20 protein-coding genes are annotated in these 25957 nt (G+C 40.1%); 14 read left to right on the forward strand and 6 right to left on the reverse strand.

Annotated elements, in window-relative coordinates:
* The first annotated feature begins 15 nt into the window (after positions 1-15).
* Complete coding sequence (locus tag NLP_RS31400) at positions 16-2520, forward strand: CHAT domain-containing protein (protein WP_104910122.1); 2505 nt, start codon at positions 16-18, stop codon at positions 2518-2520.
* On the opposite strand, the gene NLP_RS31405 is transcribed toward NLP_RS31400, so the two are convergent.
* Together NLP_RS31405 and NLP_RS31410 are read right to left on the reverse strand one after the other, a co-directional pair.
* Positions 2481-3359, reverse strand: a complete 879-nt coding sequence (locus NLP_RS31405; protein ID WP_104910123.1) for a hypothetical protein — start codon at positions 3357-3359, stop codon at positions 2481-2483. The two genes, NLP_RS31400 and NLP_RS31405, sit on opposite strands and share 40 nt — an antisense overlap.
* A gap of 159 nt (positions 3360-3518) precedes the next feature.
* A complete protein-coding gene (locus NLP_RS31410) occupies positions 3519-5477 on the reverse strand; it encodes a protein kinase domain-containing protein (RefSeq protein WP_104910124.1) in 1959 nt (652 codons plus the stop codon).
* Between the two features lie 402 nt (positions 5478-5879).
* Between NLP_RS31410 and NLP_RS31415 the strand changes: the two genes are divergently transcribed.
* The 3 genes from NLP_RS31415 to NLP_RS31425 all read left to right on the forward strand — a co-directional run bounded on the left by NLP_RS31415 (position 5880) and on the right by NLP_RS31425 (position 11750).
* Entirely contained in the window at positions 5880-7391 is a 1512-nt protein-coding gene (locus tag NLP_RS31415; RefSeq protein WP_104910125.1) for an NB-ARC domain-containing protein, read from the forward strand.
* 544 nt (positions 7392-7935) lie between these two features.
* Complete coding sequence (locus tag NLP_RS31420; protein ID WP_104910126.1) at positions 7936-8304, forward strand: hypothetical protein; 369 nt, start codon at positions 7936-7938, stop codon at positions 8302-8304.
* Complete coding sequence (locus NLP_RS31425; protein WP_104910127.1) at positions 8301-11750, forward strand: plasmid replication protein, CyRepA1 family; 3450 nt, start codon at positions 8301-8303, stop codon at positions 11748-11750. Before NLP_RS31420 ends, NLP_RS31425 begins: the two co-directional genes overlap by 4 nt.
* 3 nt (positions 11751-11753) lie before the next feature.
* On the opposite strand, the gene NLP_RS35725 is transcribed toward NLP_RS31425, so the two are convergent.
* Together NLP_RS35725 and NLP_RS31430 are read right to left on the reverse strand one after the other, a co-directional pair.
* The gene (locus NLP_RS35725) at positions 11754-11885 is read right to left on the reverse strand and encodes a hypothetical protein (protein ID WP_267894959.1); all 132 of its coding nucleotides are present in this window, start codon (positions 11883-11885) and stop codon (positions 11754-11756) included.
* A 40-nt stretch (positions 11886-11925) separates the two neighbouring features.
* Positions 11926-12573, reverse strand: coding sequence for a tyrosine-type recombinase/integrase (locus NLP_RS31430; RefSeq protein ID WP_104910182.1), 648 nt, complete (start codon positions 12571-12573; stop codon positions 11926-11928).
* A gap of 464 nt (positions 12574-13037) precedes the next feature.
* Between NLP_RS31430 and NLP_RS35730 the strand changes: the two genes are divergently transcribed.
* Positions 13038-13172, forward strand: coding sequence for a hypothetical protein (locus tag NLP_RS35730; RefSeq protein WP_267894960.1), 135 nt, complete (start codon positions 13038-13040; stop codon positions 13170-13172).
* Positions 13173-13375: 203 nt separating this feature from the next.
* On the opposite strand, the gene NLP_RS33880 is transcribed toward NLP_RS35730, so the two are convergent.
* Together NLP_RS33880 and NLP_RS31435 are read right to left on the reverse strand one after the other, a co-directional pair.
* Positions 13376-13567, reverse strand: a complete 192-nt coding sequence (locus tag NLP_RS33880; protein ID WP_158680627.1) for a hypothetical protein — start codon at positions 13565-13567, stop codon at positions 13376-13378.
* A gap of 797 nt (positions 13568-14364) precedes the next feature.
* On the reverse strand, positions 14365-15039 hold the full coding sequence (locus NLP_RS31435; RefSeq protein ID WP_104910128.1) for a hypothetical protein: 675 nt from the start codon (positions 15037-15039) through the stop codon (positions 14365-14367).
* A gap of 734 nt (positions 15040-15773) precedes the next feature.
* On the opposite strand from NLP_RS31435, the gene NLP_RS31440 reads away from it, so the two are divergent.
* From NLP_RS31440 to NLP_RS31480, 9 genes are all read left to right on the forward strand, one after another.
* Positions 15774-16361 carry a hypothetical protein gene (locus NLP_RS31440; RefSeq protein ID WP_104910129.1) on the forward strand — a complete coding sequence of 196 codons (588 nt, stop codon included), beginning with the start codon at positions 15774-15776 and terminating at the stop codon, positions 16359-16361.
* A gap of 79 nt (positions 16362-16440) precedes the next feature.
* A complete protein-coding gene (locus NLP_RS31445; RefSeq protein ID WP_104910130.1) occupies positions 16441-16764 on the forward strand; it encodes a hypothetical protein in 324 nt (107 codons plus the stop codon).
* A gap of 25 nt (positions 16765-16789) precedes the next feature.
* Positions 16790-19609, forward strand: a complete 2820-nt coding sequence (locus tag NLP_RS31450) for a hypothetical protein (protein ID WP_104910183.1) — start codon at positions 16790-16792, stop codon at positions 19607-19609.
* Positions 19610-20317, forward strand: coding sequence for a hypothetical protein (locus tag NLP_RS31455; RefSeq protein WP_104910131.1), 708 nt, complete (start codon positions 19610-19612; stop codon positions 20315-20317). It abuts the gene before it with no gap.
* A 120-nt stretch (positions 20318-20437) separates the two neighbouring features.
* Positions 20438-21538 carry a hypothetical protein gene (locus NLP_RS31460; protein WP_104910132.1) on the forward strand — a complete coding sequence of 367 codons (1101 nt, stop codon included), beginning with the start codon at positions 20438-20440 and terminating at the stop codon, positions 21536-21538.
* Positions 21539-21688: 150 nt separating this feature from the next.
* Positions 21689-22480, forward strand: a complete 792-nt coding sequence (locus tag NLP_RS31465; RefSeq protein ID WP_104910133.1) for a hypothetical protein — start codon at positions 21689-21691, stop codon at positions 22478-22480.
* A complete protein-coding gene (locus tag NLP_RS31470; protein ID WP_104910134.1) occupies positions 22477-24018 on the forward strand; it encodes a TrbI/VirB10 family protein in 1542 nt (513 codons plus the stop codon). The genes NLP_RS31465 and NLP_RS31470 overlap by 4 nt, the downstream gene beginning before the upstream one ends.
* On the forward strand, positions 24015-24761 hold the full coding sequence (locus NLP_RS31475; RefSeq protein WP_104910135.1) for a hypothetical protein: 747 nt from the start codon (positions 24015-24017) through the stop codon (positions 24759-24761). The genes NLP_RS31470 and NLP_RS31475 overlap by 4 nt, the downstream gene beginning before the upstream one ends.
* Positions 24758-25957 (forward strand): hypothetical protein, encoded by a 1200-nt coding sequence (locus NLP_RS31480; RefSeq protein ID WP_104910136.1) that lies wholly within the window; start codon positions 24758-24760, stop codon positions 25955-25957. The genes NLP_RS31475 and NLP_RS31480 overlap by 4 nt, the downstream gene beginning before the upstream one ends.

Raw genomic sequence — 25957 nt, forward strand, 5'->3', positions numbered from 1 at the left:
TCAAAAGATATAAAAATGATCTCACCTCAATGTTGCTTTAAATATCTTTTCTCAGGCATTCTAGGGCTGTCTCTAATTTTAATTCAATCATCTTCCCCTGCCCAGACTGTAAAAAAAGAAGAAGAATTTCTCAAAAATCAAGCGGTATCCCTGACTTCTTCAGGTCACGAACAATTAGCTCTAGATCAGGCGAATGAAGCTTTAAAAATTTGGCAGGAATCTACCAAAATTTATCGCCAACTAAACGACCAAGAGGGAGTTACGGAAAGCCTAATTAATCAAAACCTTGCTTTCCAAGCATTAGGATTACATAAACAAGCTTGCAATACTCTTTTAGAAGCTTTAAAGTTGAATACAATTCTAGATATTTGCGATACGACTTTGCAGCAACCCGCTCTTGCTCAAAAAGAGCAACTGACGGCAGTAATCGGTAAGCAGAAACCAACATCAGTTAACTTGCTTGGATTACAGAATCTCGGAGAAGTCTTGCGGATTTTGGGTCAGTTAAATGAATCTGAAACAGTTCTACAAGAAACATTAACGCTGGCAAAACTTGTATCCTCATCAAAGATTAGTGGGATTTATCTGTCTCTGGGTAATATCGAACAGTCAATTTATCAGCAATTGCAAGATAAATCTTCTTGGATAGAGGAACCACTTTTTAGAGAGCAGATTGCTAACATTATTCCACAAAAAGCGCAAAAATCACTCTGGTATTACCAAACACTAGAAAACATACCAAATATCTCCAAATCAGCTAAACTGCAAGCTCAGTTGAATCACTTAACTTTACTGATCAGTTGGGAAAAATGGCTCAGTCATCAACCAAATCAAGCGAACCTCCATCAGAAAGTTAATCAACAAATTAGAGTATTGGTAAATCAAATAGATGGCAATTCTTCTGCCTTTTTGGAGTTATCACCTGAGCCATCTATTCATGCTCGGTTGAATTTTGCTAATAACCTCAGCCAGATCCCAGATGAAGAATTGAAATCAGTAGCGATTCGATATGCTAAATTAGCCTTGAAAATGGCTGAAACTATTAATAGTATCCGATGGTTATCCTATAGTTTTGGTACTTTGGGTAAATTATCAACTCAAACAGAACAAAAACAGGCATATTTTAAGAAGGCTTTAGGATTCGCTCAATCAATTCGGGCTTCGGATATCGCCTACCAATGGCAGCAGCAGTTAGGACTAATTTACCAAAAGCAGGGAAAAACTGAGTTAGCGATTCAGAACTATAATGCTGCGATCGCAAACATGACTGAAGTGCGTGATAGTCTTTTGTCAACTAACGGAGATTTGCAGTTCTCTTTTCAGTCAGAAATGGAGCCGACATATCGTAATTCTATGCGATTGCTCTTAACATCACCTAATCCTGATTTAAAAAGAGTAATAGAGATAAATGAAGGATTGCAGATAGCACGCTTAGAAAACTTTCTCAGATGTGGCAAGCTTGACCTTGTTGCTTTGAATCAGCTTCAGAACCTCAATAGCGCCCCAACAGTAATTCACATTATTGATTTAGGGAATACTATAGAAGTAATTGCTCAGTCAACAGATGGCTCACTTCACCACCATTCTATTGAATCTAAACTAGTTCGATTCCAGATAGATCATCTTTTAGAAGCTTTACAAAATGAAAAGTTTTCTGAAGTAGGCGAAAGTAGCATTACTACTTCTTCTCAAGAAATTTATGAAAAGCTAATTGCACCAATTCAAGCATATCTACCCCCATCAGGAACACTCGTATTCACTTTAGATAAATCTTTCCAAAGCATACCAATGGCATTGTTATATGATGGAAAACATTATCTAATAGAGCGTTACAGTATTGCAGAAACTTTAGGTTCCAGAATTAGACAACCTAGAGTCTTGCATGAAAACCAGATGATAGCTTTAATAGCTGGACTATCAAAACTAAGCCCCAGTTCTATAGATCCAAATGCACCTAAAAATATGGAGAATTTGCTCCCATCCAAACAAGAAATAGAAAATGTAGAAAAACAAACTAAATCGTCAGTTGCCTTGTTAGACAAGAAGTTTACCCTTAAGAGGTTTAAAGAAGAACTAACTCAAAATAATTTTCCTATTGTACATATTACTACCCACGGTCAATTTAGTTCTGACCCACTCAAAACAGTACTGGTTGCCTATGACAAGCTAATTAATATTAGAGACTTTGACAGCTTAATCAGAGGTAAAACCGAAAATAGTCAAGATGCAATTGAGTTACTTGTTCTCAGCGCCTGCGAAACTGCTAAAGGCAACAAGCAGTCAGCAATGGGCATTGCGGGAATAGCTGCCCAAGCAGGAGCGCGTAGTACTGTTGCTACTTTGTGGCGCGTGGATGCCGATTCTACCGCTTTGCTTATGCAAGAATTTTATAAAGGTTTGAACAATGGCTTGCCAAAAGCAGAAGCACTACGTCAGGCGCAATTGAGTTTACTGTCAAATCCTAAATATAAAAAGCCTTATTATTGGGGTGGGTTCCTATTGGTTGGAAGCTGGTTGTAAAATTCCACTAATTTTAGCCCTGATTGGGCTTTTTCTAACTCTTTGGAATTCTTACTGCTTTTGGCTAACTCAGCTGCCGTCAGGTATTCGGGTTTCGCCTCATTTGGTAACTTGGCCTTCAGATAGCGATCGCCCAGTACTCTGTAAAGAGTCGGATTTCGGCTACCAGTTGTTGTTGCCGTTTTTAACATCTCAATTGTTTCATTTAAAAGATTTTGTGCCGTATAGATAACATCTACGTCAAGAATAGTTTCATCTGGAGGTAGCCCTAAGTCTTTGATGCGTTTAATCTTTTGTGCAATTTGTTCTTGCTTTGCTACAGACAATACGTCCACAAACGTTTCATCATAGCTAAAAGCTTGACCATCTTTATAAGCAAAAACATCTATTGTATATGGAGTACCTGGTTGAAATTCCTTTTCATCACTTGGGTAGGTAAGCCGAGTTTGATTTACAACTTTCTCCCACCCAAACTCGTAACTTTTTACTTTGACTTTGTAAGAAGTAGCACCTTTAACAGCAGTCCAAGTTATTTCTGGACGTGAATTCAATGTTGATGTGCTATAAGGAGAAATGATTGTTGGCTCATCGCTTCCTTCTGTGCCACCTTTTCGTATGTGACACGCATTAGTATTGGTTGGATTGCAAGTGGATAAGGCTTCGTCAGGTTCTGCACATTTATCAAGAGGAATAGTTCCACTAGATAAATTTAAAATGTTTCCAGAACTAAAGCATAAAAATTCTACATAATCACCATTCACAACTTCTATCGTATCTCCCTTACAAATTAAGCTGCCTGCTGACAAGTGCTTGTGACCCTTACTTATTATCCTTCCCATTTGTGGATCGCAATGAACCTGATTTCTTCTTACTCTTATGAGCGGTACATTTGCTAGCAATGGTAGATGAATTAGTATTAGAGAAGTTAAACAGCACATTCCCCCAAAAAACATCAGCTTTTTCATTGTTTTACAAACATAATTTGTTTGAGCATCTTATCATTTATCAAGTATCCGATCTAGCAGTTCTTGTCTCCAGCGAAACACTTCTGGTAGGCTAGATTTAGTCAAGATACAAGCATCTATATAAGCTCTGGCGTAATTAAGTTGACCTAATGATTCTTCTATTTGAGATAGCAAACAATATGCATCTGTTCTTTCGCTATCTAACTTTGTCGCTTTTTCTAGATACTTTTCGGCTTCAGTTAACTTATTTTCCATTAACCTTGACCATCCTAAATCTTTATACAACGATGCTTGTAACTCTTTATTATTAGTTTTTTGTAACCCGTTTAAAGCTAAAGTAGCTGCCGCTTTATAATCCCCTTTTTTATTTTTCAACCTTGCTAAAGCTGCAACGGCAAATATAGCTTGATCGCTACTTCTAATAGCAATTTCATATTGCTTTTCTGCTAAATCATATTCTCCCTGCCCATCATAAAAATCACCTAATCCGTAATGTGATTCCCATTTATTAGGTTTTAACTTAAAAATTATTTCGTAAGTTTTATTAACACAATTATAGTCGTATAACTGCTGACACACAATTGCTAAATTATTATAAGCAGTATCGTCTTTCGGGTTGTACTTTATAGCTAGTTCGTAATTTTTTCTAGCAATCTTAGGGTTATTTTGATGCTGTAAACCCTTCTCAAAGTAAAAATTTGAGACTGAATTAGTTAAATTATATCCATACTTTATTGCTCTTTGAAAGTCTTTTTCAGCATCGGCAATCCTATTTTCTTTATAAGCTTCTTTACCTTGATTTAAAAAATAATCTGCTACTGTGTATTTTAAGCTAGTATTAAAATATACTGCTTTTTGAAAATCGTTCTCAGCTTGGTCAATTTGATTTTCTTTATAAGCTTTTTTACCGGAATCTAAATAATATTTTGCTACTAGAGGTAGTGATGCATATATCAAACCAACAATACTTAATAAACCTAATACAAACACACTCAGTTGAAACGGTTTTGATTTAATTACTCGATTAAGCTTTGATTTAAATGGTAAGCGATCCAATCGCTGCAAAATTACTTCAGTAGTTGCTGGACGATTCCCTGGTAAAGGAGCCATCAACTCATCAATAAAATCAGCAAAGGGTTTGTCAATCTGTGGCGCATCTTTTCTCCAAAGCAAGTTCCCTGTTTTTGTATCTTTAGACAAATCAACAGGTGGAGTCGCAGTGACTAAATGTACAAGAGTCCGCCCTAAAGCAAAAAAATCTGACTGTGGGACTGCTCGCCCTTCAATTTGTTCTAGTGAAGTGTAACCAGGCGTAACTACAGACGTAATTTCATATCGTCCTCCCCTTCCTGTATTAGTTCCTCCGCTTCCACTAATTTTTGCTAGATAGGTATCTGTCACCCGTCGCGCCACACCAAAATCAATTAATGATAGTTGCCCATTTGACTGAAGAATTATATTAGAAGGTTTAATGTCTCGATGGAAAAAATTGGAGCGGTGTACATCATGAAGAATTTCGATTAATTGTCTGAACCATTCTAATGCTAAAGATTGTGAAATTCTCCCATTAAATTCTATCCACTGCTCCAGGTTCTGTCCCTCGACTTTATCCATAACTAAACAACGCAGTGTCAGTTGAGTATCATTAGGAACAAAAGTGAAAAAATCATCTAAGGTACTTTTAGGGATTCTTGGATGATGAATTAGCTGTAAAGTTAGAGCTTCTTGCTCAATTAACTCAACCATCTTAGGCGATCCCCATCTCAGAACTTTCATAATTCGCTGCTCACGTACAGGATTCCACTGAGTACCAGCGTCCTCTACTTCAAAAACTTCCATATAAGTGAACAATTCTTGAGTAAGCGCTCTCAACGGCTTAATTAAGCGGATGCGGTCATTAATCAGCAGCGAAGTGCCACAAGAGAGACAGTTTTCAATATTGTCGGGATTTTGACGTTGATCGCAAAGGGGATTAATACAGTAGCATGACATATTTGAAAAACTTATACCAATGCAGTTGACAATGGTTACTAGGCATTAATCAACTAAACATCACCTATTTTGAATCTAAGTTTTATTGCTCTAATACTGTACTAAAAAGACTATTACAGTAAATATTGCTCAGTAATCAGCATTTATTTTGTATATTATGGAACTATTTTATTCTAAGTTTTGAGTAGAACAATCCCATTGATTTAACAGAAAATAAACTATTTGATGCATTTACAGTTTTAAGTAACCTATTAGATATTTGTATGTTACTTTCTTCAAATCAAGCAAATATAAGCACAAAAAGCTAGTATTATTAAGTCTAATCTAACACACCTCTACCATTGACTATAATTAAACGCCCCTTGGGAGGACTTTACTAAACCGATAGGATAAAGTACAAATATGGATTTCAGTGCGGAGCAAGGACTAAGGTTTTCAGAGATTTCCCCCTCTTCCCCTGTTACAACAGCAGAGGAGCCTCTAGAGCAGAGAATTTCAGAAACAGTAACTTTTGAAGAAGCTTTGATCGTAGTGAATAATCTAGTGTTTGCAAAAAGGGGTAAACCCCTATCTGATGCAGAGATTAGAATTATGAGAGGAGGGTGGGATAACAGTGAGTTCGTGGAGATAGCAGAGAACTCCCCGTATAGTGCTAATTATTTGCAACGGCGTTTAGCTCCTCAGTTATGGGATCTACTCTCTGAAACTATTGGAAATGAAGAACGGGTGGGAAAGAGGAACCTACGATATTTCTTAGAACAAGCCACCAAAAAATATTCTGTTCCATTTGGACTAAACAACGAGCAAGTACTTCCTCCTAATGACCTTGTACAAGGCATTCGAGGCGAATTACCTGACTTATCTAATTTTTATGGACGGACACAGGAACTAATCCATTTAAAAGAATTAATAATAAAGCAACGCTGTGTATCATTAATAGGTGTGGCGGGAGTTGGTAAAAGTGCATTAGCAGCAAAACTGTTAACAGAGCTTAGTATAGAGTCTCCATCTGATTTTGATTGTTTAATTTGGAAATCAGTTGCCTATGCACCGAAAGTTCAGGACTTAGTAGCCGAACTAATGCAACTAATCCAACCTTCAGAAACATCCTCAAGCTTGCCAGAAACCACTCAGACAATGATTACAAAACTGGTTAAGCAATTAAAATCGCGCAGATGTTTGCTGGTATTAGATGAATTTGATGCATTATTCCAGAAAAATAACTTCGAGCAGAGGCTAGATTACAGAATATTCTTTCGTCGCTTGGTAGAAGAACAACATCAAAGCCGCTTACTGTTAACTAGTAGAGTTTTACCTGATGAATTTGATAGTCTACTAAGTGCTAAACGGCACATCCAGTGGGTTAGAGTTGAAGGGTTAGACGCAGATACCGCAATGCATTTTTTGGCTACTCAAGGATTGACTGATACGCAAAAATGCAGCGAGTTAATCAACACCTATCGTGGTAATCCTTTAGAACTTAAAACAGTAGCGGATCGAATTAACCACTTCTTTAGTGGTAGTACAAAAATATTCTTCCAACACAAAACTACATTTTTTAGCAATGAGCTTCAAGCAATGCTTGATGAAGCATTTGGTCAAGTATTGAATGAGACTCAGAAGCAAATTATGATTTATTTAGCAGATAAAGTAGCTTCAGATTTTAAACCTATTAAATTCGTTGAAATAATCAACGATCTAAATCAGAAACACCAAGCATTAGTATCAACTTCAGAATTAATAAATGCATTAGAAAAACTTGAAAGACAATCGTTGATTGAAACTAATAAAGACCCATTTACAAAAGAAATCAGTTTTACTCTTCAACCAGTAATAAAAAAATATATCATGAAAGATCCGCAAGGATTAGTACGTATATCCCATGCTTTCCCAAAATTAGCAAATGCGTCTTGAACAAAAGCTTTTACCGCAGGGTAATCTACCCTACATAGAGTGTCACCAAACCTCTGATTACCCCTAACTAAAACAATCGTTAATAAATATGGAGGTCTAAAAGTAAAAATCAAAACGACGCTATTACACCAGACGACCAAAAGTTCTGTAATATAAAAACGAACAGGAAATGGAGGAAGATATACAACAGCACCAAAAATTTAAAGGACAAAGAGTCATTAATTAGTGACGCTTTGCCCAGTACCAAAAACAGAATAATTTCAGAGCGGGGTTATCTCACGAGAACCGAAGCAGTGGTATGGAAAGTTTGGCCGCTTTTATCCACTGACGGTCAGAAGAGATTTAATCCGCGCTGCTTCTCATATTATACGAGAAGCCACACGAAACGCACCAGTTTTATGTGGCATTTTTGGCTGTTGAAATTTCTCAAAGGGGCAAGATATTAAGTTTGATTAAGAAAAACCCGAATTTCGTAGTTAAAAATCCTTAGCAGCGCAACAACCCCCTCTGAAGCTTGTAAACCGAGTTATCAGGGGAAAATATTGTGAAAAATAGCAAACCCAAGAGCGCAGTAGTAGAGCGTATGGGGTTGAGTGCAGCTTTTGCATGGCAACTTTGTGCTGTAGCGTCGGGTAATTTCAGGAATATCCTGCCTAGTCGTCTACCAACTCAAAAATGCTGGGTGAGGATTGGGGAAAAGTTAAAAGGGAAAGGGATAAAATACCTTTCCCCTTTACCCGTTTCTCTTTACCCAGCCAAGGGAACTTGGCTAACTACTAGAGCAATAGATTTGTTGCTGCTGATTTCAAGAGCGTTGCTTTTGGGCATCGTGTTGGCAAGTGGGGAAAGTTTGAACACTGACATGACTTTAAACCCATCTCTCTCCAAGGAATTCCAAGGGGAGAACCGATGAGTAGTGCGACAACTGAATACCCAAACAATCTCACGGCTGCTGAACACCATGAGTTGCGAACTGGTAGCGCCATTCATCCTGCATTGATTGAGCGCAACTTCTTCCACATCGAGGGAGAAACAATTTATGACTACCTGTTTATCTCCAACAAAATCCCTCGAAAAAATGCAGGTCGAGTCACGGATGCATACATAAGGCAATATCAGCATCTATTGCTGGGGGGAACATGGATTCAATCTCTTGACCCGTTCAAAAACTGGCAACCAATGGACTGGGGACGGATTAAGCCAAACTTCCCCCGCATTGATTGGCAAAAAGGGAAACCCGTCAAATACGAGTCGCCACCCAAAACTCCCAACCGTGTTACCTACTTCGATGTCGCTAACCCCATCTGGGACAAAGTTGCAAAGCGTTATTTAATTAAGCGCTATCATTCACTTTTAGCGCTGCGCCTGTTGGATAAACTCAATCCGCTAATATTTTGGGAGTGGATAAAGCAACACCCAGAGATTCCAATTATCTTATGCGAAGGCGAAAAAAAGGCTGCTTGCTTGCTTTCGTTGGGGTTTGTAGCGATCGCACTTCCTGGAATTTGGAACGGGCGCGTGGGCCAACAAGATTTTGATGAACGGTTGCATCCTGACTTAGTACCAATGGCTCAGGCGGGGCGCAAGTTCATAATTCTTTTTGACCACGAGACAAAAGCTAAAACCAGGTGGTTGGTATTTCAAGCTACTGTTCGCACTGCAAAAGCAATCGAGTCTGCTGGTTGCTTTTGTGAAGTTGCATTACTGCCGGGGCCAGAAAAAGGCGTTGATGATTTTGTAGTTAGTCGCGGTGTTAATGCGAATGCCCTGCTAACTGCAATTATAGATGATGCCAAATCACTCAAAGATTACAAGCGCTCGTATCGGGCTAAAAAATGGGGGTTAAGCAAGTACCAGCCGGATGTCACTGTTAATGTATTGTATCTCTCTGAGGCTTTGTGCATTCCTGAACTTGAAGAAAAATGCTTGAGAGTGCCTGAGCTTTATGATCTTGAAAAGGAACAACTTTTCACGCCATCTATAAAAGGACATCCTCCAAACAAGGAGTCTACGGATTCTGGCGGAGTTCATTCATCCAAATCGAAGAAATCCCCTACCTTCAATTTCCCAAAATCAGGACTGGTTGTACTGTGGAGCGACATGGGTACAGGCAAAACTGAACTCATGCGCTGGTGGCGTGACCAAAATCCTAACGCACGCTTCCTCAACAATGGACATCGCGTAAATTTGCTGAAAAATCTTGCCGAACGCTTGCGGACGGCGATGTACTCCGACTTGGGTTACACAGGTTTAGCCCAGGCTCCAGCTCTCTCCATTACTATTGACAGCTTGCATAAGCTGAATACTCAGTCTCTCACCTACGGCTGCATATTTATAGATGAAGCTTGCCAATACCTCACCCACTTACTACACAGTAATACTTGCAAACAGCACCGTGCAGCAATCCTAGAAGTCCTGGAATATATAGTATACAATGCGCCACTGGTCGTCATCGCTGATGCACACATGGATGACCTGACTGTAAACTTCTTTCTTGCAATGCGACCAAAAGGTGAAGTACCTTACATTATTAAAAACGAATGGCGAAACGGGGAGCGCACAATTTATTGGTACGAGGGGGATAATGAGAGCGCCCTAGTCGCCCAAATCTCGGCAGCGCTGATGCTTGGTGAGAAAGTTATGGTTGCAAGTGACAGTAAGCGTTTCATCAAAAAACTCGACAAATCCTTTACTATCAAGTGCGAAGAATCTAACTCCGAAAAATCACATACACCACAAAAATGGCGCATTTGGTCTGTCCATTCCGATAATTCTGGCAGTGATGAGAATGTCGCTTTCATCAAAGATATCACCAACGCCGTCAAAAACTTTGATGCCTTGTTCACCTCTCCCAGTCTCGGTACTGGTGTCGATATTTCTCAGTATCATTTTGACTTAGTATTTGGTGTGTTTCACGGCGTTTCCCAAACTGCTACCGAATGTGCCCAACAACTGTACCGTTATCGTCCAAAAGTCCCGTTTCATATTTGGGTGGCCCCGCGCCCCCCATTTGGCTACCAAGATACTAACGCTGCCAAGATTAAAGAGCGCCTCCTCCAAACCAATGAAATGACCGCTTTTCTGTTGCGGATTGACCGTCAAACAGGCAAACGCGGAGCCGAGAAAGATTGGGCGCTTGAGGCTTACTGCCAAATTATGGCTAACCGCCACTATTCTCTCAATAATCTGCGTGATGATTTGCGATCGCTCCTCACCGAAATGGGCAATACATTTATATGTGTAGGAAGCGACTCAGATCCTCAATCCCTTGAAAGTCTTAAAGCAGCAGCACAAGCTTTGGATCGTGCCCACAATTCGGCTGTTGCCAAGGCTAAGAATATTACTTTGAGCGAGTACCGTGCCCGTCAGAGCAAAGATTACCTTGACCCTAATGAAATTTTTGAATGCGAAAAATTCCGCATTTCTGATTCTTACGGCATCGAAGTAACCGAATCACTCGTAGAAATGGATAAAGGTGGTCGCTTAATTAGAGCAATTGCTGGACTTGAGGCCATTTTAGCCCCACCCGAAGAATCGTTTACTGACCCCAAAACTGGGCAAATTTATCCTACCCCACCAACAATTGTCACCCAAAAAGACCGCACCGAGCGCGACAATCTACCTTTGTGCATCGACTGGGGCAATTATTCCGCACGGTGGCTGGCTAGATTTAACCTGGGGCTGCATCAAATTCTCGCTTCTTTAATGAAGGGTGATGAAGTTACTGCCGATGACCCCACCTTACTCAAGATGACGGAGATCGCTATACATTGTGCTGCTCACGTCAAAGCAATTCTTGGGTTTACTATTCCCCTAGACTGTAAACCTATTTGGTTGCTGGCCACTTTAGTAGAACAGCTGGGGCTAAAGCTGACTTTCCGCAAGCAGGGCAAGCGCGGTCAACAGGTGAAACTTTTTTCTTTATCTAAAGAGGAATTAGAATTTGCTCTCCAGGTGATTGCTCATCGCGTGGAAAAGCGTAATCAAAAAGAAAATCGAACCTATTACGCTGCTCAAAACCCTGCTGCGTATAGTGTAAGCCCTAATCAGCAGCCCGTATCCACACCCCCCCCTGATGCTATAGGGAACTCCCATTGCCAAGGGGAGGATACTACCGAATTTGAGTCGCCTCCGACCGATCGCGTTACGCTACTCCACTGCGTAGAAATACTTCGCTCTGGTATCAAGCAGGGGGTGGACGCGATTAAGGGCATCCTTAAGCGATGGGTTGAAGATTTGCGCTGGGATACCGTGCTGGAACTTGAGGCGATCGCTCCTGATGAACTGCGACTTGTCGAGGATCAAGTCCCGGAATTTTATGCCTTGCTGAATGAAGAGGTGTTGCCGATGGAGGGATAAAGCCTACGCCGCGACTGAGTTACGTAAATAAAGAGCAATCTGTGCCTCATTTTTATCATTGGCGATCGCTTGAGGTGTTGCCGATGGAATTGTCAATGACTTTTTGGGAAAATTCTTATAGTCTTTATCTGGCATAACTCCTGTCTAGATCAACTAATAGGTATTTCCTGATCTATCACTCCGATGATAACCTCGTGTTATCCGCATTTTGCATGTCTTGATTGCTGCTGCTCATTGATGGCGGTGATAGCATCGATAACGCCGCGATCGCACCCCGGACTTGGGATGGTTCCACCTCCAGATAATTTTGCAGTTGCTCTAAGTTGCGATGTCCGCTAATTTCTTGGATGACCCGCAATGGAATTCCGGCATTGCTCATGAAAGTAAGTGCGGTTCTGCGGCAACTGTGTGTGCTTGCTCCTTCGATGTCCGCACGTTCGCAAGCTTCTCGGAAGATTAGGCTTGCATATTCTGAGTGCAAGTGACCGCGCCCCCATCTACCAGGAAACAAAAAACCGTCACGGGAGTTTGTCGGTTTGTAAGTAGCTAAGAAGTTCCTTAGTTCTGACAAAATCGGAATGCTGCGGGTAGCTAACTTTCCCTTTGTATTCCCTTTACGGATGATCAGCTCTGCTCTGATCCGTCCCTTGCTGTTATAAACATCTTTAATTTTTAGGGTAACTGCTTCATTGACGCGGCAACCCGTGTACAGCATCACGCCTATTAGGGTTCTGTCTCGCTCTGTGGTTAATCCCGAAGTGAATAGACGCTGGATTTCTTCCGGCGACAAAACTTTTGCCTTTCCGTGACGGTCAATTTTCACAGCCCCGAACCCCCGATAGTTAATCATTATCGCCGATGCTCCCGTCCCAGGATTTATTTCGGTGAAAAAAGTGTGGAACTGTACTGCAATGTGTACTAGTTTCTCTACCGTTTCCCTTTCCCTTTCCCTGTTCACGGACAAAGTGAAAATTGTGGCAGTTTGTCAAAAGAGGCAGGGGAGCGGGGAGCTATTAGCTGGGGGGAAGTAGTAACGGATCTTGTACTCCGACCAATCGAGAACGAGAGAGGAAGGGCGGGGCTTGATACCCATGTTCCGCTCCGCTTCACGGCAACTCTTGGAGACGCTGCGCGAACGGGGCTTTCTATTGCTCCCCCTGCTCCCAGCAAGAACTGCCCCTCTGCCTCTTCGGTCAGCAACAGAATACCCCCGTCACCTGTAGCCAGAACGGTGTACTAATGCTGTACTATTACCCTGCCATTTAAGCGCACAGGATAAAAAGCCGATTGCCATTTGGGACTGCCATCGCTCGTGCTGCACAAGCAATAATCACCTTTATCATGATGAGCGATCGGTTGACTCAATCACTCTTCGTCCCAGTTTACCTAGCCACTACCTTTCTTCATGCCATTGGGCTATAGCCAATGCCCCTATATTGAAAAACCTAAAGATAGGTGAAAAAAATAAACTAAAAATGGCTTTATAGTTAATAAGTGATATAAAAAATTAAAGAGCATACTCTTAACAGTTAACTACACAAATATTACAGGTGTAGGTTTGTGTGACTTGAAGAAGATTTTGGACAGGTTGTCCAGCTTTACCTTCCAAAAATGGATGTCCAAGTTTACGTTCCAAAAACTTCCAAAAAATAGCATAAAGTAAAACTAAACTGCTCAAACCCTATGCCTATATGCAAGAAAAAGGTTTTGGTAATAGCGATGCTAAGGGCGGCAAGCGATCGCAACCAAGCGTAAGAAATCCCTGGAGTCAGAGAAAAGTTGGCATCTGAGTAGAATTTATATGGATTTGTGTCCATGTCCTTCTTCTATTTTTGTTATTATGTCCATTTTCTTTATCCAAAGTTGCGATCGCTTGATTAATGCCTTGCTTTCATGCCAAATCAAGCTTATCGGAATAGCCCGTTTTTTAATCGCTATCACGCCATAAAACTATAGAGTCATTTTTAGTTTATTTTTGAGAGTGGTGTGATTGCTTATAAAAAATTCTTCAAGAAATGGGTAAAACTTGCGTGCCAAAAACTCAAACTGTTCTGCAATTGATTCCGAACTTGTCCTGAATCAATTTTCAGGGTGAACGCCAAGATGCTCCCTGATGGCTGAAGGGACTTTAGCTGATTGCGAGTTAGTTTATGAGGTCGTAAATTATACAGTTAAAAATACAACTTTAACATCGAACGAAATCCCCGTGCTGTATCATGATACTTGTCTAGGTAAACAAATAAGCTTATGTTAGGTTCATTTAGCCTATTTACCTAGATGAGTATAATGCAGGAAATTTTACTGCATAGCGATGCTTACAGTAACTATAATTGCGTAAAGTAAAGTACTTTAAATTACAATAAGTACAGTAATACAGAGGGCATAAGGGAAGGCACAGACATCGTTTGGCATGGTGGTCTGCAAATTCCCGCTCCTTTTAACACCCTTGATCTTGGCTCATATAAAGGATTAGTTTTTCAGAATCATAATTAAGTTTTTGCCGACCAATGGTCGGCAAATTGCGATGCCGATCAACCAATTAGTTGGTTGTGGTGGAGATGGAGGAAGTTGCCGCGACTGAACTGCGATCCAAGGAAGCGACTGTGCCTGATGTTTACGATTGCGTCTTCTTCCATTCGTCTAATGTTAAGCAAGTTTTCCCAGTGGGTATTAATCCTGTGGTTGCTGACACACCAAAATTTTTCAGCGCATAATTTTCTACTTCTGCGTCCTTGAAGGCAAATTCTACTACTGTTTGTTTTTCCTGCTTTGACAGAGGTTCAATCTTCACGTTTGCTGCGGTAGGAACAGGATTCGTTTTATCTCTGGTGAAATTTTTTACATTATAAAATTGCTCTTGTCCTGGCTTACCTGAGTTCAAGCATCCTTTAGACTTGACAAACAATCCTGTAGCCCAATAGCTATTAACAAAGTGTTGCTTATTAACAAACTGCACCCCATTAGCTGCCCAGACGTAAACGGGATCAACATATCCTTTAGTTTTGGGAATTTTAGTTTCGCTACATCTTACTCCATCCCGCAGACGACTTCTATAATCTCCGCATACCTTCCAAGTTATTCTATATAAGTTAGGTGTCTCTTCTACATATTGCCTTATTTGCTCCTGTACTTCCTTATCTTTTTGGCTTTGCTCATCAGTTGCCGCCGCATAAGCCGGTTTTAAGTCATTCTCTGCCTGAGCAACCAAGTCTCTTTCAGACTGGCAAGCTCCTAAGCATAGTGCTACACCTATTGAAACAAGTGCTGTAAATATTTTTATTGTACTCATAAATACTCCAACAAATGATTATGAAAATTGTAAGAATTCAGCACCCAGAAGTCAGAAGCCAGAATTTAAAAGCAATGAGCGTATAACTCTTCTATTGATTGAAAAGAATTCACTCTTCTGCAACATTCTGGCTCCTGACTCCTGAATTCTGACTCCTGACTGAAAATTAATTCCCAATTTCCTTGCTTGACCAAATATCTACTTCTAACAAATGCTGAATTACAAGCTGCAAGTATTATACATATTTGTTCTATACATGCACTCAAGTTTTAACAGTTTTTAGTGATGATGCAAAACATGGTGAGGTATCGAAGGTAAAGTTCAATTTATGGAGAGTAGGGATACTTAAACAAGTCGGAAGTCGGAAGTCGGAAGTACAGTTTTGTAACGGGGATTTTAATTAGGCTCTTAACTTAAACCCCCAAACTTTGTTAAAGCTAACCTAAATGTTTTATATCATAAAAATAGTCAATAGTCAATCCCCCCTATTTGATACTTACTGAAGAGTTTGCACAAATATTTATACTAATTAATGATTAAGGATGTGATTATATCAAGCACAAAGACTGATAATACAAGAAAGAGATTTTTATCTACGTAGATTATTGCTGTTAGAAATGTTTATACAGTACTACAGTTCTGTTTTTTTCCGTACCAGAGTACGTGGATTTTGGGGTTGACTTATTCAAGAATGTGCCTATCCCTCAAGATATCGTTCAGGAGAACGAAAGCAGATGCGTACTGACTACGGATACCCAGATTTTGCTGCTTCACCAATAGGAACACTTTTACCTGATTCTAAGAATGACAGGGCGAAAAAAGGCACACTCACACTCATGGGTGTGACTGGTGTGTTGATGATAGCAGAGATGTCCGTCCACAATATATTGATGGGTGGATTTATGATTGCGTCTGCCATCGTCATTGCCTTGCCGAAACAGTCACAAGCATTATTTACTAACTTCGATAAAGTACAACGAAAGTATGGAGTTAATCTCTATGCTGTGTTGTTTGCGCTGTTAGCAGTAATTTGCCTAATTGATTTTGCGGCGGCTCCAGCTAATGCTCAGTTCTTCAATAATGCTCAAACTTGGATGACCACCACTTTTGGTAATGCCGGCAATGGACAAACAGCAGCAGTTATCGCGCTTTTTTTCAATGTATTGAGAGCTTTATTCCTATTATATGTTGGGATCAGTCTAGTTCGGATTATTCAATCTGCACGGAATGATGAAGACTGGCAGACACTAGCAAGAACTCCATTAATCATAGTTATGGCAGTTTTTGTTGGAGATTTAATTACTGGCTTGATTGTTCAGTAAAAAAGCTTTTTCAGTTATCAGTTATTGATAAATACGTATTTGCATTAATAGCTGATAACTTTTTATTAAATCAATAAATATGTCAGATAAACATGATTTTCGGACAGTAAATAGGATTTTAGGAGAAAGACCAAGGCTAGGGCCATTCCCTGCTGACCAAATATTTGCCTGGACATTAATAGCAATAGTCAATGTATTTCTCTTTAATTATCTACTGAAAACAAGTTGGTTGGGTACAGGATTAAGTATTGCTTGGGGATGGGCAACATGGTGGACAATTTCTACAAATAAAGACTTTTTCGGTAAATTTGTCAGCGTCCCTCGGATTAGTAGGGGATATATGAGATTTCAATCAATACAACAGAAGTCGGAAGTCGGAAGAAAAATAAGTTCTAAGTTCTAGTGAAATTTCAGTGATTGGTAAAGTTATGCCAAAATCTTCTAATCAGGCGAAAGATAAATTAGGTAAAGTCGCATTAGAAAACGAGCAGATTAGTGTTGTGAAAATGCTCACTCCCTTTGAAGATATTATCCATTTAGCGGGCATTTGTGACCTCAACTTAGGAGGTAGGCAGGGCGTAGGCGCATTAATTCTCAAAAAAGGTGAAAATATTCAAATCAAATTCTGCTTTGATTGTTTAGGGATTCATCCGAATTTAGAATCATCGCAAATGCTGCCTATGTTTGAGGGGATAGAAGCGGGGCTAAAAGAAATTCCCGAAGGGGAAAACTTAACAATACATTTAGGTTCTTTTACCTCGGATTATCACCGACAACAAGAACTGTCGAAGCTAGAGAGTAATTGTCAGATTGACCAATTAAAATTGTTAATACGTAGTGAAAGATTAAGGACTAAAAAACTAACGCAAAGTGGAGCTAGAAAGAATAAGTTTTTGAGACTATGGTGTACTTACACTGTTATTGATGACGATGAACGGTCTAAGGATTTTATAGAATCTCTGATTAGAAAATTAGAAAAGGGCTGGTTTCGCTTTACAGGTGAAATTCACGCCCATAACAATACTAGAATTGAAAATATTCTGCAAAATTCATTTAACGATGGATTTTTACAGTGGTCAGCTATCCTGGGCAACAAGATGAAGTTGGGGATTAGGGTTTTAAGTGCTGAAGAAATTTGGTCAACAATTTGGCAACAGCTTAATTACTCTACTCCTCCGGCAATCCCTAATCCATTAAAAATTGACCCAATAGATGGAATAGTAGAAACTCAGACGAGCGATTTTCACATCCGCCACCAGATGTTAGAGAATGAGGAGTCTGTGCCATTTTTCGATAGAAAATGGGTAAAACTACAAAATAAATATATTGGGGCGCTCAACTTCAGCCAAAAGCCAGGGGGGTGGTATGACGAGCAAGCTCAATTGCGATATCTGTGGGAGTTAATTTCTAGAGATAGTATTTATGATACCGAGGTTATTTGTCAGGTAACAAAGGCAAATCAAACTATCTCTAAAACAAATCTTCAACGCATTACCAAGCAATCAATTACCAGCACTTCTTTATCTACAGAGAAAGGAAATATTGATGTCAAATCAGGCATGAATATTGAAGAAGCGGTAGAGGCGCAGAAGACAATATATAAAGGTAGTGTAGTAGTGCATACCGCAGTTGCTTTTCTCGTCCACCGCCCAACCCCACGGGAATTAGACGAAGCTTGCCGATATCTTGCCAGCTATTTCTTGCGTCCGGCGGTAGTTGACCGGGAGATTGAATACGCCTGGAAGACATGGTTGCAGTGTTGCCCATTTGTTTGGGAGCCGTTGTTAACCAAGCCTTTTAACCGCCGACTGCCATATTTTAGTTCGGAAGCACCAGGGCTGATGCCGTTGATTAGGACTGCCACAGGCGATCGCACTGGCTTTGAGTTAATCGCAGAAGAAGGCGGCACACCAGTATATCTAGACTTGTACCAAAACCACAAGAATTTGGCAGTCTTCGGCGCAACTCGTTCAGGTAAATCTGTGTTGGTGGCAGGTATTCTTACCCCGGCACTTGCACAAGATATTCCGGTAGTGGCACTAGACTATCCCAAGCCAGACGGGACATCCACTTTCACCGACTACACCAATCTGCTGGGTGAAGATGGGGCATACTTTGACATCTCCAAAGAATCAAACAATCTTTTTGAACTTCCTGATTTACGCTCTCTGGATGCAGAACTGAGAAATGAGCGACTGAACGATTTTAAGGAATTTCTCAAATCAGTGCTAATGACAATGGTGATGGGGACGAGCATGATTGGTGTCAGCCCAACGATTACCACCAATATTGAGTCAATCATTGCTCTGAGTTTGAAAACATTTTTTAATGATGATGAAATTAAATCACGCTACAAATCAGCAATACAAAATGGATTTGGGACTAAAGAATGGAACGAGACTCCGACACTCAAAGATTTTTATAATTTTTGTTCTCCAGCTTTCATACAATTAGATTCTATTGCTAGTAAGAGTCAAGAAATTTCCGAAGCTTTACAGCAAATCAGGCTGAGAATAAATTATTGGTTGAGTACCAGGATAGGACAATCAATATCACGCCCATCCAGTTTTAGAACTAATGCCAAATTGTTAGTATTCGCTTTACGTAATTTATCGAGTGAAGCTGATGCTGCCATACTCGCTCTTAGTGCTTATGCTGCTGCATTACGTCGCGCATTATCATCAAAAGCTTCGATATTCTTCCTTGATGAAGCACCAATTTTATTCCAATTCGATGCGATCGCTGACCTGATTGGGCGATTGTGTGCTAATGGTGCTAAGTCTGGTATCCGCGTCATCATCTCTGCCCAAGAACCAGAGACTATATATCAGAGTGCATCTGCACAGAAGATATTTGCCAATATCACCACACGTTTAGTAGGCAGGATTCAATCATCAGCCGTTGACCCGTTCATTGTTCGCTTTAAATATCCTACCGAGATCATCAGGGTCAATAGTACGGAAGCTTTTTATCCAAAAAAGGAGGGGATTTACTCTCAGTGGCTGCTTGATGATAATGGCAAGCTTACTTTCTGCCGCTATTATCCTGCTTACTGTTTATTAGCCTCAGTTGCTAATAATCCCAACGAGCAAGAATTACGCAGTTTGTTTCTCAAACACTATCAAGATAATCCTCTGCTTGGGTTAGTCAAATTTAGTGAGGATTATATCAGAATGATTCGGGGGGAAGAGTTATCAGAATTAGCGAAGAATTTACTTTCAAAATCACATACAAGACAGGTAGCTTAAATGAAAAAGCGGACAATTGGGGTAATACTTTCTGCTACAGTTGGCAGTTTCTTTATTGCTGCACCTAGCTATGGCATCAGCATCAACGATTTTTTTAGTTCTATCGTATCGGATCTTCAAGGAGAATTTTCGGAAATTCAAGCCTGGGCTAAGGGTGAGATTAACAGTGCTTGGGGTGACATCAAAGAAAATGCTAATGCGGCAATTGATAGTTCTATTGGACAATTGGGTGCGCCTGACCCAATTGCTTCGGCTGAACAATTGAAAAATACGCTCAAGGATGATTATTCTTATCCTGTCGCCCAAGAAAAAGCACAGAAGCTAGAGCGTGAATTGACGCTTGGCTCGATTGCCAGCGTGATTGGAAAAAAAGGACAGCAGCAAACTCAAGAAAAAATTGATACTACTGCACAAATCGCTAAACTTGCAAAAGGTATTGCTGATGAGGCGCAGAATATGGACGCTTCTCAGAATGTTCTCAAAGCGATCGCGTCTCAGAACGGCTTAATTGTGTCAATGTTGGCACACCAGCGTACTGATTCTTTATTAGCCCGACAGGACAATGCTTACTCTAACTTGATGCTAACGCAAGTAGCGGAGCATCTTGATTCCCAAAGGCAAAAGGAGAACTCCGAAGAAGATGGCAGATTGTCTTTAGTGCATGAAGTGGTACTTAATGCACGGCTAGATCCTACTTCTGCTGACTGATTAAAAGGGTATAGAAACACAGTAGGAGGTAAAGTTACAAGAGCTTTTCCTTCCTACACAAACAATCAACTAGCGTTCAAATGTCTGACAAAATTACTGTATTGAGCAAGGATTCAAATCATGTTTTTACTAGCCAAACTAGATGGTGGTGATTTAGCTGATTTAGCAAAAGAAAATGCAGCTTCAATAGCTCAAGGATTTGATGAGCTTTGGAACGAAACTATTACAGGTGGTGTTTATTCAGCAATTTGTACAGTCGGAGCTTTATTTGCTGTAGCAACACTAACTTTCTTCGTCGTTGAATGGACAAAAAAAATGATGGCGGGGGAAGAACAAAGAGCTTATACAGACTTTATTTGGCCGTTAATAGTAGTTCTTTTGCTCAGTAATAAGGGGGATGTACTAGGAAAGTCAACTTTGGGGATTAGAAACTATATTAATAATGTAAATAATATAGTTCTTAGCGAAGCGGCGGCAGGAATTGACCTCAAGCAAGCATTTGAAAGTGCATTGGGAACTGAAGCAGCACGTAGCGCTATTGGTATTGCTGTAAATAAATGTAGGAATTCATCTTTAAGTCAACAAGAACAAATTAACTGTTTGGCTCAAGCTAAAGAAGATTTAACCAAAAAATATCCAGATAAGTTTAACAAAAATAATGGAGCTTTTTCTTGGTTTATAGATGCGGTTGATGGCGCTATCGATGCTTTTAATGATGTGAAAGATGGAAAAGCAAATGGAATCGATTTAATGTTGTCTCCCATTAATGCTTTTGTTGGGTCTGCTGTTACTGATATAGTTACGATAATTTTAGTCGGGATGAATGGGGCTTATCAATGGGGAATTGAACTGACTATGCTTGTAACAGCACTGTTGGGGCCTGTAGCTGTTGGTGGTTCTCTGCTACCTTACGGAGCTAAATCAATTTACAGTTGGTTAGTAGGATATTTCAGTGTAGGTTTTGGCAAGCTCTGCTTCAATATCATAGTTGGTTTCGCCGGGCAATTAGTCGCTGAATCTAAATCTTATCAGCCAATGTTCTTCCTATTTACAATTGGTATAATTGCGCCATTCTTAGCTACAGGTTTAGCGGCTGGTGGTGGCGTTTCTGTTTTAATTCAAATTAATAAAGCTACTGAAACTTACAGTGGAATTGCCATTGAGGTTGCTAAAGGTGTTGCTACTAAAGGTGGTAGTCTAATCGGGAAATTAGCTAAATAAAACCGTAAGAATTCAGTCCTTCTGGATTCAGAAGCCAGAATTTAAAAGCAATGAGCGTATAACTCTTCTATTGATTGAAAAGAATTCACTCTTCTTCTCCAACATTCTGACTCCTGGATTCAGAAGGACTGAATTGTTACAATAAAACCTATGTTGAATCAAAAAAATCAACCTCGACCAAAAGAGCCATTGCAGTTACTTAGTTACAACAAATATGTAACAACAAGAGTTGGAATAATTTCTCTAGCTGGGTTTTCAATGGCTGCACTTTCTCTATTATTACAATTTCTCAATTATGGAGCGATTAGTGTTTTAAATAAAAAACAGTTGGCATTAGTACAACTTTCATCAGGAGAGACAATCGCCGCTAGAGCAGTAGACCCAAAAGAACGGTCTGATGAAGTAATTAAAAAATTTGTATCTGATACATTTATTACTACGTTTAATTGGGATGGATTAGTAAAAGCATTTAATGAAAAAGGAGAACCTATCACTAAGCAAGATACTGGGGTAGAAGTAGGTAAACTTAATAATAAATCTAATAGTCGGGTTGCGACTAGAGCCTATGATGCTGCATTTGCTTTAAGTGAAAATGAAGGATTTCGCCCCGCCTTTCTCAAGAAATTAGCATCAATCACTCCGACAGGTATATTCAATGGTGATACTCAAGTATCTTTAATTCCCAGATTCATATCCCAACCACGTCAAATTAAATCAGGGAAATGGGAAATAGATTTTATTGGTACACTGGTAACTTTTGACCGTGAGTATAACTCAGGTAAAGGAATTGCTTTCAATAAAACCGTTACAGTTTCTTCAATTTCTAATCCAGAATATATCCCAGCTAATACCACTGAGTTAGCTAAGAAGATTTATGCAGCCCGTCGCGCCGGATTAGAAATTACAGAAATTGTAGATTTAAACTTCGGGAGAAGGAAATGAGCGAAGACAACGGTAAAGGGTCTGTATCAACTATAGAGGATTTGCTTGAAATAGATGATGCTAATAAAGCACCAGAACCGGAAAGTTTATTAGTAGCGACTAAGCACACAATTGTCACTTCTCCTTGGTCAAGACTAGCAATAATTGCTGTCCCTTTTGGAGTTGGATTTTTAGCAATATTTTTGATGCTCAATGGTGTTTTCAATCCCGCACCAGCACCAAAGATTGGTCTGAAAACGCAGGAAATACCGACCACTGAACAAGCCCAAAAAAGTGATGAGGGAGACGGTGATGCGCGTGCAAAACTCGCTCTGTCGGATCAAGAAGATGAGTTAGGTCGCATTAACAAAAATAAATTTGACCAATCACCGCCAGTACCAGTTTCAGTAAACCAAAAGGTCGTGCCATCTAACCCACCATCTCCACAACCAGCGCCACGTTCTGTTCAAAATACACAACCACGTCGTGTAACTCAAACTGCACCACAACAGATTAGAACCTACACTCAGTCACCAACACACACAAGTTTTTCTCCAAAACCATCTATATCTGCACAGACACTCACGCCCCAAGATCCCCTTGAGCAATTGAACAAACTCCGTGGCATCGGTTCTTACGGCAAAATCGCATACGCCGAAACTAGCACCAGTAAACAATCTTCATTAGATCCGTATCTTGCTCAAGCTCAAGCAATTCAAAATCAACAGAATGAACAAACAAATACAAATAATTTTGACCAAACCACGCCTCAAAACTCAAGCGAGTCGATTGAAAAGATTCGCCCCAGGTGGCAAGCAACTTCTAAAGTTAACAAGATTACTTTAGCTAACAATTATTTACCTCAAGAAAGTAAAATTCTCCAAGGGAAACAAACTCGTTATTTGACAGTTGGCACTTTTGCTAGTGGTGTCCTTGTTACCCCATTAGTTCAAGCCACAGTTAATAATTCAGGGCAGACACAGACACAATCACCAACCTCTAATAACACTAGGTCTGTCGCTAGACTGCAAGAGGATTTACGCGATAACTATGGGCAAGTGGCAATCCCTTCGGGAACAATGTTTGCAGTCGAGTTAGGTTCGGTTGATGGCGGCAGTTACGCTGTCGCTTATGTCAGAGCGATCATCAAAGATAATACAGAATATCCTATTTCTGCGGGTGCGATTTCCGTGACAGGAGTTGGTGGTAGACCCCTAATAGCTCGAAGATTTCAGGACAGGGGTGGCGAGATTGCCCGTAGTGACTTGTTTGGTGGTGCTGTGTCTGCATTAGGGAAGGTTGGGGAGATTATGAACCAACCGGATAGTGAAGAAGAAATTTCTGATGAATTCACAGGCAGGATTCGCAAACGTAGTAGTGGCAATCAGCGCAATCTCACAGGTGCGTTAATGTCAGGGTTTTTTGGTCAAGTTAGCCAAAACATCAGCCAACGTAATCAACGTAATACTCAAGAAATTACTTCTCGCCCTAATACTTGGTTTATTCCACAGGGAACCAAAGTCACTTTTAATGTAAATCGTTCTTTGGAGTTGCCATGAAAAAGTTTTTGATTGGTATACCATTGGCTCTCGCATTTGCTTGTGTACCACTATCCACAATTGCCGCACCAGTCGTTCGCACCATCAAACAAACTCAAGCTAGTGGCCAAGGTGCAATTTTACAAACTATCAACGTTTGGAATGGTCACGGTGTAGCAATTTCATTTTACGAGCTTGGTGAAACTATCAAAAAAGTCTGGTTAGACGACCCATCGCAAATTCTGCTTGACACAGATGGTTGCTTAGAGGGACTGGATCAGAATTGCTCTAGCCCCGGTGCTGGGCTGATTCATCTGCGGCGGATCTTGAGAGTAAACATTCCTGGAATACCGCAAACATCTACCACTTTGTTAACAGTAGTTACGCAGTCATCCTCTGGTGAACGCAAGACTTACAGTTTTCGACTAGCAACAAGTAATGGCACTCCTAAATATAGTCAAGTGGCGATCAAGGCTGATGTGGCACGAGAACAAACAACCCCAAAACCTCAATTGCAATCATTAGTTAAAACACAGCAAACAATTAACCAAATTCGAGGCGGTATTGTTGCCGCTATTAAAAGTGGATGGATGAATCAGCAAGATGAACTACATCAACGATTGCAAAAGTTAATCGGTTATTTACAAGCAGGTGATAACATTTCTACTGCTGCTAATAAGGCTTCTGTTTCCCAAAACTTAGTTAATAAATTAATCGCTTTGAGTAAGAGTTCTGATAATTTAACACAAGGTAATGGCTTATGAAATCATCTTTTCGCCTCAATGATAACGCCTTACGTTACTTAATCTTTTTTAGTTTAGTAGGTAGCTTATTGATTCATAGTTTTATAAAATATGGGCTATTGAACCAAGTTGTAGGCTTTTTGCTGCCCAAGGCTTTAGCACAAGTACCCGTTATCAATTCCCCTAATGGGTTTACTCCTGATTGGTCGCGTTTGAAATTCAGCGACATGATTATTTCTGAAAGTAACAGTGTTACCTACCCAGGCACAAGAGGTACAGAAACTAGAACCTGGACGGCAGGACAAAGCATTAGCGAGTTTATGGAACTGGGAGATTTTGAAACACCTCAATTAGCAATAGAAAATTTAAATATCTCAACCATAGCTTCAGTACAAGGAATCAATTTAAGTAGGTTAACATTAGATGATTTTCAATTAACTCAATGGCAAACTTTACCATCTTTAACCGAAGCGATTCCTGGCTTAGGTAATAGAAATGTTGCAAGTGTTAAACCTGTGAGCGATTTTTTGAGAAGATTTGGAATTACTGGGGGCACAATAGGTAACGCCAGCCAAAATTCTCGTTTACGTGACGTTCCATTAGGAAGAGTAATAAATTTAAAAAATTACTCACTAACATCTATTTCCGATATTGAAAACACATCTATTAATAGATTTGAGAATTGGCAAGACTCCAAAATTAATGGAGTACCTGGACTATCAACTTTGACATGGGATAATTTACCGGGGTTGAGAACACTTGACCTTTCATTTGTTGCCAAAGTTGATCTGCCATTGGGAGATATTGAGGCTAACCGTACCCGCTCTATATCTGGTAGCTATCAAGATGGCTTTAACGTTCCCTGTCTACAAAATAATTGCGCTCATACAGAAATGTCCGGCATTGGTGAGACTACTGGAACACAGTGGATATCCGGGAAATTCCAAAAGGTTAATGGTGGATTTGGCATTTTAAAAGCTCTTAATGATGGTAAAGAGCCTACTGGTCGAAACCCCTTTGGTTCCAGCTTTAAGCAAGTTGTTTGGAATATTTATGAAGGCAGTGGAAAGGTGGAGACTACTATGTTCTTCCGTATTTGTAAAACTATCCCTTTCATTGGTCGCACTTGCAGTCCATACTTCATAGGGCCTGTACCTTTTATTGAGTACCAAGAGAAAGACCCTATCGTTCTTGGTCAACCCAATTCTCTACCTTAA

The sequence above is a fragment of the Nostoc sp. 'Lobaria pulmonaria (5183) cyanobiont' genome (genome assembly GCF_002949795.1).
GTDB lineage: Bacteria > Cyanobacteriota > Cyanobacteriia > Cyanobacteriales > Nostocaceae > Nostoc.